Source organism: Streptomyces sp. NBC_01525, from assembly GCF_045040405.1.
Lineage (GTDB): Bacteria > Actinomycetota > Actinomycetes > Streptomycetales > Streptomycetaceae > Streptomyces > Streptomyces benahoarensis.
Window position 1 is genome coordinate 4,606,792 of the sequence record NZ_CP109397.1, and the last position, 14,752, is coordinate 4,621,543.

Annotated in this window: 13 protein-coding genes; 5 read left to right on the forward strand and 8 right to left on the reverse strand. The window is 68.4% G+C overall.

Annotated elements, in window-relative coordinates; translation table 11 throughout:
* Nucleotides 1-6 precede the first annotated feature (6 nt).
* Nucleotides 7-1,314 carry an SUKH-4 family immunity protein gene (locus tag OG422_RS20740; RefSeq protein WP_405744234.1) on the reverse strand — a complete coding sequence of 436 codons (1,308 nt, stop codon included), beginning with the start codon at nucleotides 1,312-1,314 and terminating at the stop codon, nucleotides 7-9.
* A 209-nt stretch (nucleotides 1,315-1,523) separates the two neighbouring features.
* Here OG422_RS20740 and OG422_RS20745 point away from each other — a divergent pair.
* From OG422_RS20745 to OG422_RS20760, 4 genes are all read left to right on the forward strand, one after another.
* Nucleotides 1,524-2,323 (forward strand): IS5 family transposase gene (locus tag OG422_RS20745; protein WP_405747929.1). Its coding sequence is split into 2 segments (ribosomal slippage): nucleotides 1,524-1,848 and nucleotides 1,848-2,323, totalling 801 coding nucleotides; the frame shifts between segments, so codons are not numbered across the junction.
* Nucleotides 2,324-2,779: 456 nt separating this feature from the next.
* Nucleotides 2,780-3,343 (forward strand): hypothetical protein, encoded by a 564-nt coding sequence (locus tag OG422_RS20750; protein ID WP_405744237.1) that lies wholly within the window; start codon nucleotides 2,780-2,782, stop codon nucleotides 3,341-3,343.
* 32 nt (nucleotides 3,344-3,375) lie between these two features.
* Nucleotides 3,376-3,993: a hypothetical protein gene (locus OG422_RS20755; RefSeq protein ID WP_405744239.1), complete on the forward strand. Its 618-nt coding sequence runs from the start codon at nucleotides 3,376-3,378 to the stop codon at nucleotides 3,991-3,993.
* Nucleotides 3,994-4,034: 41 nt separating this feature from the next.
* Nucleotides 4,035-4,331 carry a helix-turn-helix domain-containing protein gene (locus tag OG422_RS20760; protein WP_405747931.1) on the forward strand — a complete coding sequence of 99 codons (297 nt, stop codon included), beginning with the start codon at nucleotides 4,035-4,037 and terminating at the stop codon, nucleotides 4,329-4,331.
* Here the strand turns inward: OG422_RS20760 and OG422_RS20765 are convergent.
* From OG422_RS20765 to OG422_RS20795, 7 genes are all read right to left on the reverse strand, one after another.
* Nucleotides 4,215-5,014 (reverse strand): IS5 family transposase gene (locus OG422_RS20765; protein ID WP_405747929.1). Its coding sequence is split into 2 segments (ribosomal slippage): nucleotides 4,215-4,690 and nucleotides 4,690-5,014, totalling 801 coding nucleotides; the frame shifts between segments, so codons are not numbered across the junction. The genes OG422_RS20760 and OG422_RS20765 overlap by 117 nt on opposite strands.
* Before the next feature lie 216 nt (nucleotides 5,015-5,230).
* Nucleotides 5,231-6,388 (reverse strand): ABC transporter ATP-binding protein, encoded by a 1,158-nt coding sequence (locus OG422_RS20770; protein ID WP_143942899.1) that lies wholly within the window; start codon nucleotides 6,386-6,388, stop codon nucleotides 5,231-5,233.
* 12 nt (nucleotides 6,389-6,400) lie between these two features.
* Nucleotides 6,401-7,462, reverse strand: coding sequence for an ABC transporter ATP-binding protein (locus tag OG422_RS20775; RefSeq protein WP_143942898.1), 1,062 nt, complete (start codon nucleotides 7,460-7,462; stop codon nucleotides 6,401-6,403).
* Nucleotides 7,463-7,473: 11 nt separating this feature from the next.
* Entirely contained in the window at nucleotides 7,474-8,445 is a 972-nt protein-coding gene (locus OG422_RS20780) for an ABC transporter permease (protein WP_143942897.1), read from the reverse strand.
* A 115-nt stretch (nucleotides 8,446-8,560) separates the two neighbouring features.
* Nucleotides 8,561-10,360, reverse strand: coding sequence for an ABC transporter substrate-binding protein (locus tag OG422_RS20785; protein WP_405744244.1), 1,800 nt, complete (start codon nucleotides 10,358-10,360; stop codon nucleotides 8,561-8,563).
* A 103-nt stretch (nucleotides 10,361-10,463) separates the two neighbouring features.
* Entirely contained in the window at nucleotides 10,464-11,495 is a 1,032-nt protein-coding gene (locus tag OG422_RS20790) for an ABC transporter permease (protein ID WP_405744247.1), read from the reverse strand.
* Between the two features lie 361 nt (nucleotides 11,496-11,856).
* A complete protein-coding gene (locus tag OG422_RS20795; RefSeq protein WP_405744249.1) occupies nucleotides 11,857-14,061 on the reverse strand; it encodes a prolyl oligopeptidase family serine peptidase in 2,205 nt (734 codons plus the stop codon).
* Nucleotides 14,062-14,336: 275 nt separating this feature from the next.
* Here OG422_RS20795 and OG422_RS20800 point away from each other — a divergent pair, with 275 nt between their 5' ends.
* Nucleotides 14,337-14,531, forward strand: a complete 195-nt coding sequence (locus tag OG422_RS20800) for a hypothetical protein (protein WP_030287173.1) — start codon at nucleotides 14,337-14,339, stop codon at nucleotides 14,529-14,531.
* Nucleotides 14,532-14,752: the final 221 nt, after the last annotated feature.

The following is a 14,752-nucleotide window of genomic DNA, read 5'->3' on the forward strand; positions in this document are numbered from 1 at the left end:
GCCCGGTCAGTAGCCGTACACCCCCAACTCCGTGATCGTGGCGAAGAGATGGGCCCAGACCTCCCGCGACGGCGTCTCCGCGTCCAGGGCCCGCGGGTCCAGCTCCGCCATCCGGAACTCGTAGTCGTACTCCGCGCCCGCCTCCTCCGGGTACGGGTCCCAACTCGCGCCCATGTACCGGCGCAGGGACTCCAGGAAGAGCGTGAACGTCTCGGCGTCCCGGGAGAGGAAGAACGGCGGGTGGACGGTATCGCCGTCGGTGTGGCGCAGGCGTATCTCACCGGTGGCGCGGTGCACGCAGACCGTGCCCGTCTCGTCGTACCGCAGCTCGAACGTGCCCAGAACCAGCAGTTCAGGGTCCTCCGGCAGCGACCGCAGCGCGTCGGTGGCGGCGAAGGAGGAGACACCCCCGGCCCACCAGGCGGGCAGACCCACGTCCCGCAGGAACGCCCGGGTGGGGCCGTGCTCCAGGGCGGCGGGCAGCTCGGCCTCCGGTATGCGCCGCACGCCGTCGGGGCCGAAGGCGTCGTCCATCCGCGCGGCGGTGAGCGGGCCGTCGTCGTCCGGGGTGTCCAGCCCGCCCGGGCTGCCGTCCTTGGCGGAGGCGTACGACGCGCCGCCGGTCGGCCAGCCCTTCAGCACGGCGGCGTCGACCCGCAGCACGGCGACGCCCCGCGCCTCCTGGAGGAGATACCGGCCCCGGGTGTCCAGCGGCTCGGGCTCCTCCCAGGTGGGCGGCACCGCCAGTGCGGGATCCTCGTCGTCCGTGCCGAAGAGGTAGGGAAGCTCGTCGTCAGCGACGCGCAGCCGCTCCGCCGCGCCCGCGGGCGGCGCCGCCACCGGCGCACCGGAGGCGAGGTCGAACCAGCGGCTCGGGCACCACATGCCGGACACCTCCAGCAGCTCCCGGCCCTCGTGGACGAATGCCGCCGCGCTGCTGTCGCCGCTGAGATTGGGGTGCGCCGTGTAGTGGCCCACCGGGCGCCACCAGGCCCACTCCGTGCGCCACGGCATCCCGGGCTCGGCCGCCGCGACCCGCTCGGCGTACGCGGTGTGCCCCAGCACCGTGGCGGCGAAGTGCAGCCAGGAAGCGAACTCGGCGCGCGCCACCACCGCCCCGCCGAATATGGCCTCGGCCTGGCGGAACACGGTCCGGCCGTTCTCCGCGGCGGCGCTGCCGCGCGGCAGCGACGACAGCTGCTCGCGGATCTCCGCGCGATCGGCGCGGAGCAGCTGGGTGGGGTCGGCGAGAACGGCGTCGAGCGTGGCGTCCGGAAGCGGCGTCCCGGTCGCGTGCGGCGTATCGGTCGTCATGCAGGAATCCTCGCACCCACCACTGACAATCCGACCGCGAGCGGACGACGGCCCTGCCCAGCCGCCCACACCCACCGCCCTTACCCCGTAAGGGACTTCACCCCGAACCCGTAAGGGACCCCGACCTGCGAGAGGCCGATGCCCGCCCCGTACCCCTTAGACGTCGTTTCTTTTGGTGTTTGGTGGTCGTTGGGCAGGTCGTGACGGATCTGGTTGAGCGGTTGGTGCCGGATGAGTTGTGGGTGTTGTTTCGTCGGGTGGTTGAGCTGACGGTGGTGAGGCGTCCGCAGGGTGGGGGCCGGGCTCGGGCGGGTGATCGTGAGGTGCTCGCGGCGATCTTGTTCGTGGCGACCTCTGGTTGCACCTGGCGGCAGTTGCCGCCGGTGTTCGGGCCGGCCTGGCCCACGGTCTACCGGCGTTTCGCGCAGTGGAGCCGGGACCGTGTGTGGGCCCGGCTCCACCGCGTCATCCTCGACGAGCTCGGCGCGCGAGGTGAGCTGGACTGGTCCCGGTGTGCGATCGATTCCGTCAGCGTCCGGGCCGCAAAAGGGGGCCTTTGACCGGACCGAATCCGACCGACCGTGGCAAGTTGGGATCGAAGATCCACCTGATCGTCGACCGAAACGGACTGCCGCTGTCGCTGGGGATATCCGGCGCCAACATGCACGACAGTCTCGGTCTGGCGCCGCTCGTGCGGGGCATCCCGCCCATCCGGTCCCGATGCGGCCCGCGTCGCAGGCGTCCGGCGAAGCTGCACGCCGACAAGGGCTACGACTATCGTCACCTGCGGCGATGGCTCCGCGAGCGCGGCATCACCCCTCGCATCGCCCGCAAAGGCGTCGAGCCCTCGCAACGGCTCGGCCGCCACCGCTGGGTAGTGGAGAGAACAGTGTCATGGCTGAGCGGCTGCCGACGCCTCCACCGACGCTACGAACGCAAAGCGCAACACTTCCTCGCCTTCGTCGGCATCGCCGCAGCCCTCATCACCTACCGCCGCCTCACCAAATGAAACGACGTCTAAGGAACGGTGTCGGACACGAGAACTTCCTGAGCGGATCCGCCAAGTCGGCGCCACCCCGGGTGGGCACCATCGCCTACCCAGAGCCAGTCCCTGTCGGTGGTACCTGCTGCGTCTGATCCCTGCGCTCATGCCACTCTCATGCTGCTCTGCGTCACTCGCCTTCCTGCGCTCACCTCGTCTCGGAGAACCCCTACGACGCAAAGCGACCTGCCGCATTCCTGCTACTTTTCACCATAAAGCCCAAATAGTCGCCCACTCCCAAGATCTGTCTTAAATCAACCCCTCCTGGTGGCATCGAACGCAAAATCAGATTAAATTCACGACTCATTCGCACTCACGACCAGAGTGCCGAACACAAATCCGGGGGGAATTGTGAATCACACGGCGAAGCTTGGAACACTTGCGGCCGCACTCGCTGTCGGTGCACTCGGAGCCAGTGTTACCGTGGCCACGCCAGCTTTGGCGCAGAGCAAGGGGGGCGAGTCCCGAGCCAGCGCCCCTGAAAAGTTCTTCAAGCCTGGCGCCAATATCTTGGTCAAGCGGAATTCAGGCTCCGCCGCCCCATCCATGACGGTGGCCGCCAACGACGCCATCAGCAGCGACACCCATCAGCCCCACGCGACCTTGATGGCGAAATATGCCATCAAGTTCAAGAATAAGAAGTACAGGGGCGAAGTGTGCGGCACTCGCGTGGTACAGAAGACGAGTGGCCGCGGTAAGACCACGCTCGTGATGACGGTAGAGAAGTCCGTATCAGCCCAAGTGAACGCCGAGTTTGGGTTCAGCGCCAAGGGGCTCTCAGCTACGGTGGGCTTCAACACGCAGAAGTCGTACACCGTTTCGAATCAAACCCGCTACGAGGTTCCCAAGGGGAAGATGGGGTTCGTTGAGGCATACCCCCTCTACGACATGTACGAGGCCCAGGGGTACGATATGACCGAACAGTACGTGGGGATTGCTGTTGCACTGAAGCCCATTGGTGTCTGCTTCAATCAATGGACGCAGTAGCCTAGAAACTTCATGAACGAAAGGGCGGTCTCGTGGCCAAGGGGATCCTGAAGGCGGCCACTGGGGCCGCCCTTTCGGTCTTTTGCGTTGCCTGCACGATGCAGGGCGGCGGTGGTGGTGGTAGCACCTCCCCCGCCAATTCCCCAGCAAAGTTCGCGCCAATAAATCAACTCACAGCGATTAACCTTGAAGGGGATCCGCTTTCTGCAACGGAGATCTCTAGTACGCATGACGCCCCCAAAGCGGTAGGGGAAGTACAGGCTGGCACCTACCGCGTAATTTCTTACACTGAAGAAAATGCATGCGGGCTCCTGGTGATCGACGCGAAGAACCCCAAACGGCCGTTCATCAATCTCGTTTCAGAGTGGCCGCGCAGCGACTCAGAAGGCAGCCGACGCTACGCCGCCGGTCCGTATAACTTCACTTCAGGCGCAGGCGCTAACGGATCTCACTCACAGGCCTCCATTTACTGCAGCAAGAGCGCAATGGTCATCGAGTTCAGGCCCGGGGAAAATGCGACGGTAACTGGAAAAAAGGGCCACATTTCGCTCAAGAAGCGTCATTCCAACACTGAGCCAGTGGTCATGATCGCGGGTTCAGACGATGCACGCAAGATCGTTGCTGCCCAAGTCCAGCAGCCTCGCACCTGATACTCACCGACCAACGACGCCCCGGCGACGCACTCATCCGCCTGGGCCGCGAACACCGCGCCTGGACACTCGCCGTACTCGGTGACCGGCTCGGTTGCTTCCCGGCCACCGTCTCCCACCTGGAACGCCGCAGCCGCGTCGTCGACCTCGACTTGGTGCATCGAGCCTCTTGTGAAGTCGGTGTGCCGCGACACGTCTTGGTGAGTTCCTTAGACGTCGTTTCATTTGGTGAGGCGGCGGTAGGTGATGAGGGCTGCGGCGATGCCGACGAAGGCGAGGAAGTGTTGCGCTTTGCGTTCGTAGCGTCGGTGGAGGCGTCGGCAGCCGCTCAGCCATGACACTGTTCTCTCCACTACCCAGCGGTGGCGGCCGAGCCGTTGCGAGGGCTCGACGCCTTTGCGGGCGATGCGAGGGGTGATGCCGCGCTCGCGGAGCCATCGCCGCAGGTGACGATAGTCGTAGCCCTTGTCGGCGTGCAGCTTCGCCGGACGCCTGCGACGCGGGCCGCATCGGGACCGGATGGGCGGGATGCCCCGCACGAGCGGCGCCAGACCGAGACTGTCGTGCATGTTGGCGCCGGATATCCCCAGCGACAGCGGCAGTCCGTTTCGGTCGACGATCAGGTGGATCTTCGATCCCAACTTGCCACGGTCGGTCGGATTCGGTCCGGTCAAAGGCCCCCTTTTGCGGCCCGGACGCTGACGGAATCGATCGCACACCGGGACCAGTCCAGCTCACCTCGCGCGCCGAGCTCGTCGAGGATGACGCGGTGGAGCCGGGCCCACACACGGTCCCGGCTCCACTGCGCGAAACGCCGGTAGACCGTGGGCCAGGCCGGCCCGAACACCGGCGGCAACTGCCGCCAGGTGCAACCAGAGGTCGCCACGAACAAGATCGCCGCGAGCACCTCACGATCACCCGCCCGAGCCCGGCCCCCACCCTGCGGACGCCTCACCACCGTCAGCTCAACCACCCGACGAAACAACACCCACAACTCATCCGGCACCAACCGCTCAACCAGATCCGTCACGACCTGCCCAACGACCACCAAACACCAAAAGAAACGACGTCTTAGGGGCACCACGAAGAATCGGACCTCGCCCACACGGACCCCACCACGAACCCCGAAAGGCCGGCCCCCGAAAAGACCGACCCCGAAAAGGCCGAAGCCCGCCTCCCGTGAATCTGGGGTGTGGGAAGCGGGCTCCGGCTCCGAGTGGAGGCTGTTGAGACCGGGTCAAAGGGTCTTGCCGGAGGAACCGGCGTCGTGCGCCGGGCCCTCCTGCGGTGCCTCCTCGATCGCGGCCAGTGCGGGGTCGAGGACGATGTCCTCACCCCGCGCCGCGATCGTCGGCTCCTCGGGGAAGTGGCAGGCCGTCAGGTGGCCCGCGCCGTTCCCGGTGATCTGGACCAGCGGCGGCTCCTCCGTCGCGCACTTGTCCTGTGCCTTCCAGCACCGCGTACGGAACCGGCAGCCGGACGGCGGGTTGACCGGCGAGGGCACGTCACCGGCGAGCCGGATCCGCTGCTTCTCCTCCTCGGCCGCCTCGGTGAACTTCGCCTCCGGCACCGCCGACAGCAGGGCATGGGTGTACGGGTGGCGCGGCCGGGTGTAGATCTCGTCGCGGGTGCCCACCTCGACGACCTTGCCGAGGTACATCACCGCGACCCGCTGGCTGAAGTGCCGGACCACCGCCAGGTCGTGGGCGATGAACAGGAACGCGATGCCCAGCTCCCGCTGGAGGTCCTGGAGGAGGTTGACGACCTGCGCCTGGATGGAGACGTCCAGCGCCGAGACCGGCTCGTCGGCGACGATCAGCTTCGGCTCCAGGGCGAGCGCCCGCGCCACGCCGATGCGCTGGCGCTGGCCGCCGGAGAACTCGTGCGGGAAGCGGTTGTAGTGCTCCGGGTTGAGGCCGACGGTCTCCAGCAGCTCCCGGATCCGCTTCTCGCGGCCGCCGGGCGGGTTGATCCCGTTGATCTCCATCGGGCCGCCGATGATGGTGCCGACGGTCTGCCGCGGGTTCAGCGACGCGTACGGGTCCTGGAAGATCATCTGGATCTCGGAGCGGACCGGCGCCAGCTGCTTGCGGTTGGCGCGGGTGATGTCCTGCCCGGCATAGGTGATCTTGCCGGAGGTCGGCTCCATCAGGCGGGTCAGCAGCCGGCCGGTGGTCGACTTGCCGCAGCCCGACTCGCCGACCAGGCCGAAGCTCTCGCCCGCGTGCACGGTCAGATCGACGCCGTCGACCGCCTTGACCGCGCCGACCTTCCGCTTGAACGGGAAGCCGCCGTAGATCGGGAAGTGCTTGGTGACGCCCTCGGCGACGAGCAGCGGCTCGCCCGCCGCGGGCGCGGCGTCCCGGGGCGAGGGGAGGGTGACGTTGTCTGTCATGGTGATGGCTCCCTAGCCCAGCCGGGGCTTGATCTGCTCGGTGAAGAAGGTCTGGCGCTGCTCCGCGCCGAGGTGGCAGGCGGCGGCCCGCCCGTCCGGCAGCGCCGGGCGCTTCTCGGTGCACAGCCCCCCGGCGACCTCGGCGGTGAAGGCGCAGCGCGGGTGGAACGCGCAGCCCGACGGCGGGTTCAGCAGGCTCGGCGGCGACCCGGGGATCGGGTGCAGCGCCTCGTTGACGTCCGAGGACAGCCGCGGCATGGAGCTGAGCAGTCCCCAGGTGTACGGGTGCTGCGGCTGCGTCAGGATCTCCTTGACGGAACCGCGCTCCACGGCCCGGCCCGCGTACATCACCAGCAGGTCGTCGGCGGTGTCGGCGACCACGCCGAGGTCGTGGGTGATCAGGATGATCGCGGAGCCGAACTCCTGCTGGAGGTCCTTGAGGAGGTCGAGGATCTGCGCCTGGACGGTGACGTCCAGCGCGGTCGTCGGCTCGTCCGCGATCAGCAGCTCGGGGTTGCAGACCAGCGCCATCGCGATCATCGCGCGCTGGCGCATACCGCCGGAGAACTGGTGCGGGTAGTCGTCCACCCGCAGGTTCGGCTGCGGGATGCCGACCTTGGTCAGCATCTCGATGGCGCGCTGGCGGCCCTCGCGCTTGGAGGCGCCGGTGTGCTTCATGTACGGCTCGGCGATCTGCCGCCCGACCGTGTAGTACGGCGACAGCGCGGTCAGCGCGTCCTGGAAGATCATCGCCATCTTGTTGCCGCGGAGCTTCTCCAGGGTCTTCTCCCGGGCTCCGGTCAGCTGCTGGCCGTCCAGGTGGATCTCGCCGCTGATCTCCGTCGACTTGGGGTTGTGCAGCCCCAGGACGGCGAGGTTGGTGACGGACTTGCCGGAGCCCGACTCGCCGACGATGCCGAGGGTCTGGCCGCGTTCCAGGTCGAAGGAGAGGCCGTCGACCGCCTTGACGATGCCGTCCTCGGTGGAGAACCGCACGTGCAGGTCGCGCACGGAGAGGAAGGGGTCGGACCCGGTCGGGGCCGGTGTGCCTTCGGTCGTGGGGAGTGTGGTCACTTCAGGCTCTCCTAGGACAGGCGCACGCGCGGGTCGATGAAGGCGTAGGCCGCGTCCACGATGATGTTGAACACCAGGATCAGGGCGGCGCTGAAGAGCATCACGCCCAGCACCATGGGCAGATCGAGGGTGATGACGGAGTCGATCGCCAGCCGGCCGATACCGGCGAGCGAGAAGGTGAACTCGGTGATCATGGCGCCGCCGAACAGCGCGCTGAGGTCCATGCCGAGGATGGTGACGATGGGGATCAGCGAACCGCGCCAGGCGTAGCGGAGGAAGACGTAACGCGCCGGCATGCCCTTCGCCTTGGCGGTGCGGACGTGCTCCTCCTGGAGCTGCTCGATCATCGTCGAGCGGGACATACGGGTGTACTGCGCGGTGAAGATCGTCGACATCACCAGCCACGGCAGCAGCAGGCCCATGAACCAGCCGGCCGGGTTGCTGGTCAGGTCCACGTACTTCGGGGAGTCCATCACGCCGCTGTAGACGAAGATGCCCAGGACGATGGGGCCGAGGATGTAGATCTGCACCGAGCTGAGGATCATCGAGACGCTGGTGACGGCCTTGTCCAGGAAGGTGCCGCGCTTCCACGCGGCGAGCAGACCGGCGCCGATGCCGATGACGAGGAACGCGACGGCGCCACCGAGGGCCAGCGAGGCGGTGGTGGGCAGCCGGTCCACCATCGTCGCCCAGACGTCCTGCTTGGTGGCGAACGAGTAGCCGAAGCAGGGGGCGCTGCAGTGCCCAATGCTGTAGTCGCGGCCGACGAAGATGCCGGACAGGAAGTCCCAGTACTGCGTCGGCAGGGGCTTGTCGAGGCCGAGGTTCTGGTGGATCAGGGCGACGTTGTCGGCGGTGCAGTTCTTACCGCAGGCCATCAGGGCCGGGTCGCCGACCGCGAAGAACACGAAGAAGGTGACGGCGCTCAGCAGGATGAGGGTGACGATCGCGCCGAACGTCCGGCGAAATAGAAAGGGAAGCATGACAGTTCGCTGCTCTCAGGACGGCGGCGGCTGTGGGCGATGAGGGGTGGTGGCGAAGGCCCCGGAGAGCGCGCGCTCCGCCGTGCGCGCGCCCTCCGGAGTGCCTTCCGGACGCTTACTTCTTGAGGAAGAGCGTGTTCGGGTCGAGGTAGCTGACGTCGTTGTTGTAACGGGCGCCGCCGATGTTCGAGCCGTAGAGCTGGAGCATCTTCGTGTAGAAGACCGGGGCTGCCGGGTTGACCTTCTCCACGATGTACTGGTGCAGCTTCTCCCACTCCTCGGTCGCCTTCTTCGCGTCAGCGATCTTGCTGATGCGGGCGATCTCGGCGTTCACGTGCTTGTCGTTGACGTGCGAGTAGTTCGACGAGCCGTCCTGGATGGTGGTGCCGTCGTACGACGGCGGGATCACCGTGGAGGCGTCCGGCCAGTCCTGGCCCCAGCCGGTCATGTAGATGTCGAAGCCGTTGTCGACCTTGCCCATCTGCTGGTACCAGGAGGCCGAGTCGACCTCCTTCTTCTGCACGTTGAAGCCGGCGTTGTTCAGCGCGTCCTCGATGAGGACGGCCTCCTTCTGGCGGGCCTCGGTGTTGGAGTAGGCGTAGACGAGCTTCATGCCCTTCTTGCCCGCCTCCTTCAGCAGCTTCGCGGCCTTCTCCGGCTCACCGTTGGGGTGCGACAGCTTGCCGTAGGGGTCGTAGCCCTTCTTGTAGCCCGCGACGGTGGGGGCGAGCAGACCGCCCGCGACCTCGCCGCCGTAGCTGCCGCCGTTGACCCGGACGATCTGGCTGCTGGGCAGCGCGTAGGTGATGGCGTCACGGATCCGCTTGTCCTTGATGCGGTCCATGTTGAAGTTCATCTGCCACACGTAGGGCTGGTAGCCCTGCACCAGGCGCTTGCTGGCGCTGGGGTCGCTCAGCACCTGCTTGGTCGTCGTCGGCTCGACCGGGTTGGTGAAGCTGACGGCGTTCTTGGCCTCACCCTGGTCGGCCATCAGCCGCTTGGTGGAGTCCGACGGCTGGTGGTTGAAGGTGATGTTGTACCCGTCCGGGTACTGGTGCCGCATCGCGTCGGTCTTCGGGTCCCAGTTGGTGTTGCGCACCAGCTGCATGGACTTGCCGGCCTTGAAGGACGCGATCTTGTACGGGCCGGAGGTGACCGGCTTGACGTCGTAGTTGTCCTGGGTGTCCTTGGCGCCGTCCGGGACCACGCTGTAGCCCGGCATGGTCAGCGCGTAGGGCAGCTGCGACTGGGGCTGCTTGAAGTGGAAGACGATGGTCTTCTCGTCCGGGGTGTCCAGGACGCTCTTCGGCAGGTGGTCGCCCTTGTACGGGCCGTCCGGCAGCGCCTTGCGGTACGTGGTGCCGCCGCCCGACAGCCACTGCTGGATGTAGGTGGGGCCGTCGGTGATGAACTTCGCGTAGGTGCGCTCGAAGGTGTGGCGGATGTCCTTCGAGGTGATCGGCGTGCCGTCCTCGAACTTGATGCCGTCCTTGAGCGTGTACTTCCAGGTCTTGCCGCCGTCGGACATCTGCCCGGCGTCGGTGGCGAGGTCGCCGACGACCTTCTGCTTGCCGCTGTCGTCCTGCTGGAAGCTGGTGAGCCCGCGGAAGATCAGCTGCGACAGCGCCTTCATGTCGCTGACGTACATCTGCGCCGGGTCCAGGTGGTTGAAGCTGTCACGCTGGTAGACGCGGATGGTGCCGCCGGACTTGGCGTCCTTGACCTCCTTGGCCGGGCCGGTCGAGTCGGCCGCGGTGCCGAGGGGGACGGTGCCCGACTGCGACGCCGCGTCGGCGTCGGTCTGGGACTTGTCCTTGCCGCTGCCGCTGCCGGCGCTGCATCCGGTGAGTGCGAGCGAACCGGCCGCCAGGGCGACTATGGTCGCGCGTGCTCTGCGCGTGGAGAGTGCGTTCATGAGGTCAAGCACCTGCCTGTCAGTTTGGTGTCCTGATGTGCTGTCTGACGCTTCCGGTGGGAGGCCGGTGCGGGGGCGACAGCGGCCCCCCTCAAGTGGACTCTCAGCGCCCGGATTTGGGGTCGAAGGCGTCCCGGACCGAGTCCCCGAGCAGGTTGAAGCAGAGGACGAAGATGACCATCGCGGCGCCCGGGAAGAGCAGGAAGGTCGGGTCGCTCTCGTAGATGTTGCCCGCGGTGCGGAAGAGGCGGCCCCAGTCGGGGGTCGGCTCCATGATCCCGACGCCGAGGTAGGACAGGCCCGCCTCCGCGGTCACGAACAGCGGGAGCATGTAGGTGCTCTGGACCAGGATCGGCGTGACCACGTTCGGCAGCAGCTCCTTGCGGATGATCCGCCAGGGCGAGGCGCCGGTGATCTTCGCCGCCTCCACGAACTCCCGCTCACGGAGCGAGAGGACCTGACCGCGCAGGAGTCGCGCCAGACCCATCCAGCCCAGCGCCCACTGGACGAGGATCAGCGCCACCACACGGATGTACGTGGGGGTCTCGTCGCCCGGCGGCACGAAGAGCGCCACGACGACGGGCATGAACGCCACGAACGTCAGCTGGCTGGGGAAGGCCATCAGGAAGTCCATGACCCGGCCGAGCCAGTAGTCGGTGCGCCCGCCGAGGTAGCCGGCGGTGACACCCAGGATGGTGCCGGTGAGGACCACCAGAATCGTTACGGCGACCGAGATGCCCAGCGAGGTCCGCATGCCGTACAGCAGCTGGGTGAACAGGTCACGGCCCAGCTGGGGCTCGACGCCGAACCAGAAGTCGCCGGAGACACCGCCGTTCGGGCCCGAGGGGAAGCCGAACTCGTCGAGGAGGTTCGGGTCGCTGTTGGAGTAGAACGTGTAGGGGTCCTTGCCGTACAGCGACGCGATGACGGGGGCCAGTGCCGAGACGGCGAAGAATGCCAGGACGACGATGGCGCAGATCACGCCGGTGCGGTCCCGCTTGAACCGCGCCCACATCAGTTGGCCGGGGGAACGGCCGACGAGCTCACCGCCCTTGTTCTTCTCCTTCTTCAGACCCTCCGGCTCCAGCCCTGGGGTGTCGGACTGTGCAGCCGCGGTCTGGGATGGACTAGTCATCGCGAAGTGCCCCCGCGCCGAGTTCTCTTGGAACGTGAAGCGGCGCCGGTCGCACCGCTGGATGAGCGGACTTTCGCAAGTGATTTATGGCGGAGTCAAGGGGATCGGGGGCGCTGATGTGCAGGCGGTTCGCTTCTTGAGCGAAGATTGCGCAGATTGACGCCAGGGCGTGCTTGACACCCTCGGGAGATGTACGGAATAACGGACATAAGGTGTTCAATTGCCGTAACGCGACGGCAACTTGACCGTCGCATCACCGATATACGGACGCGTCTTGCTGAACTGCGTACGGCCGTGCGGTGTCACGGGCCGACCGGGGGGCGAACGGCCACCCCGGCCGGAGCCCGTACCGCCGCACCCGTCAGTCCGCGTCGCGGAGGCCCAACGACCGCTTCAGGAAGTCCACCTGGAGCAGCAGCAGGTTCTCCGCCACCTGCTCCTGCGGCGTCATGTGCGTCACCCCGGACAGCGGCAGCACCTCGTGTGGACGGCCCGCCGCCAGCAGGGCGGAGGAGAGCCGCAGGGAGTGCGCCACCACGACGTTGTCGTCCGCCAGCCCGTGGATGATCATCATCGGCCGGTGCGGCTCCCGCGCCCCGGACAGCCCCTCGTCCGTGAGCAGCGAGTTCGCCGCGTACACCGACGGCTCCTCGTCCGGGTGGCCGAGATACCGCTCCTGGTAGTGGGTGTCGTACAGCCGCAGATCGGTGACCGGGGCGCCGACCACCGCCGCGTGGAAGACGTCCGGGCGGCGCAGTGCGGCCAGCCCCGCGAGATAGCCGCCGAACGACCAGCCACGGATCGCGACCCGCGTCAGGTCCAGCGGGAAGCGCTCGGCCAGCGCCTGGAGGGCGTCCACCTGGTCCTGGAGCGCCACCTCCGCGACCCGCCGGGAGACCGCCTTCTCCCAGGCGGGGGAGCGTCCCGGGGTGCCCCGGCCGTCCGCGACGACCACCGCGAAGCCCTGGTTCGCGAACCACTGCGACGTCAGGTGGGCGTGGTGCGCCGCGACCACCCGCTGGCCGTGCGGCCCGCCGTACGGGTCCAGCAGCACCGGCAGCGGACCGTCGCCCTCCGTGTAGCCGTCCGGCAGCAGTACCGCGCACGGAATCTCCCGCTCCCCGGCGAGAACCAGCCGCGGCCGCGCCGTCAGCACCGGCTCCTGGGCGTACGAGCCGATCGCTGCGACGGTCTCCTCGGCGCCGTCCGCACCCAGCCGCACCACCTCGACCCGGGCCCCGGGCCGCTCCAGGCACGCCTGCGACAGCACCACCACCTCGCCGCCGCGCACCGCCGACGTCACCGTCGGGTACGGACGGGCGCCGACCCGCTCCGGGACCGCCGGGCCGTCGCCGCGGTGACGTACGCGGTGGACGCCGATGTCGTGCATCTGCGGGCCGCTCGCCGCGAACAGGATGTCGTCCTCGCCGATGTCCAGCACCGCGCGGACATGCAGCGGCGCCGCCGTCAGCGCCCGGTCCCCGGCGAACAGCCGCCGCGCGCCGGGCTCCGCGCCGTCCGCGCTCTCAGGGGTGTCCGCGATCCGGACGAGCCGTCCGTCCGGCGTCCACGCCGGGACGCCCGGGACCAGCTCGTTCCACACCGGGTCCGTCTCCTCGCGCACCGTGCGCGTCGCGCCGGTCTCCGGATCGACCGCCAGATAACGCTGGGTGCGCTGGTCGCGGCTCTGGACGAGCAGCAGCGGCGGGCCCGCCGCCGACCAGTGCACCCGCGTGAGATAGGGGAATCGCTCGCGGTCCCATGCCACGTCCGTCCGGGACCCGTCGAGACCCAGGAAGGCCGCCGTCACCTCGGCGTTGGGGGTGCCCGCCGCCGGGTACGCGACCTCGGCGGGCTTCCGGTCCGGGTGCGCCGGGTCGGCGATCCACCAACGGCGCACCGGAGCGGTGTCGACCCGCGCCACCAGCAGCCGGTCGCTCTCCGGTGACCACCAGAAGCCGCGGTGGCGGCCCATCTCCTCCGCGGCGATGAACTCCGCGAGCCCCCAGGTCACTTCGGGCCCGTCCGGAATGGCCAGCGCCCGGTCACCGCCGCCGTCGCCGTCCGCGCCGTCGCCGCCGTCCGCCGGCACCACCCGCAGCGCGCCGTCCGCGACGTACGCCACATACCGGCCGTCGGGCGAGGGGCGCGGGTCCACCACCGTGCCCGTGGCGGGGAGCTCGCGTGCGGTCCCGGCCCGCAGCTCGGCGATGAACAGGCGGCCCGACAGCGCGAACGCTGCCACCTCGACCGCCGCGTCCACGGCGTAGCCGACGATGCCCGCCGAGCCGTCCCGGGTGCGCTCCCGGCGGGCCCGTTCGGTCGCCGACAGCTCCTCCTCGGCACCGGACAGCAGGGCGAGCGGATCGGCGGCGGTGAACTCCCGGCCCTCGGCGACGTCGAGGACCCACAGCCGCTGGGTCCGGTCGGTGCCGGAGCCGGAGCGGAGGAAGACGACGCGGCCGCCGTCCGGGGAGACGGTGTAGCCGCGCGGGGCGCCCAGCGTGAAGCGCTGCGTACGGGCGTGCTGGCGCGGAAAGGGCACAGAAGCAGGCTGTCCGGTCATGAGGCCGAGCCTAGGGCGTACGCCCGGCCCGCGGACGGAACTTGGGATACCGCCCGGCCCGGGGGCCGGAACGCCAGCCGTCGCACCAGCGAATCCGGCGTGCGCCCCTCGTCTGCTCCCGTGCACCGACATATGCGCGCGCCCGGAAAGTTATGATCCCTTGCGCGTAGTGGGTGCGGGGTAAAGAGCCCTTTGCATTCCCGGGAGTTGAGCCGCGACGGCGGTTTCGCCCCCTCATATCTGTCCGGTCCGTGCGTACTTGGAGGTGAACCGCCGTGGCACTCTCGATTTCGGCGGTGGTGCTGCTGGCGATCATCGTCTTCTTGCTGGTCAAGAAGGCCGGGCTGAAGGGCGGGCATGCGTTTGTGTGCATGCTGCTGGGCTTCTATCTCGCCAGCTCGTCCGTGGCCCCGACGATCAAGCAGCTGACGACGAACGTCGCCGGGATGCTCGGGGGTATCAAATTCTGACGTACAGCGCGTAGGGCCTGCGACACCACGCCCGCGCCGCCCGCCCGGCCCCCGGACCACGCCCCGGGGACCGGGCGGCGGCATGTCCGCGCCCGGTGGGTGCCGCGGCGCGGGCGTACGGGGTGCGCCCGGGCGCGGTGCCGGTGGCGCGTGGGCCGGGCGCGGCCGGTGCCGTGGCCGCCGGTCACGGGTGCCGTGGCCGCCGCCGGGCGCGTGTGCCG

Excerpts from the sequence above, each read along its gene's own strand:
- OG422_RS20740 (WP_405744234.1), bottom strand. The coding sequence starts at position 1,314 with ATGACGACCGATACGCCGCACGCGACCGGGACGCCGCTTCCGGACGCC.
- OG422_RS20770 (WP_143942899.1), bottom strand. The coding sequence starts at position 6,388 with ATGACAGACAACGTCACCCTCCCCTCGCCCCGGGACGCCGCGCCCGCG.
- OG422_RS20780 (WP_143942897.1), bottom strand. The coding sequence starts at position 8,445 with ATGCTTCCCTTTCTATTTCGCCGGACGTTCGGCGCGATCGTCACCCTC.
- OG422_RS20785 (WP_405744244.1), bottom strand. The coding sequence starts at position 10,360 with ATGAACGCACTCTCCACGCGCAGAGCACGCGCGACCATAGTCGCCCTG.
- OG422_RS20790 (WP_405744247.1), bottom strand. The coding sequence starts at position 11,495 with ATGACTAGTCCATCCCAGACCGCGGCTGCACAGTCCGACACCCCAGGG.
- OG422_RS20795 (WP_405744249.1), bottom strand. The coding sequence starts at position 14,061 with ATGACCGGACAGCCTGCTTCTGTGCCCTTTCCGCGCCAGCACGCCCGT.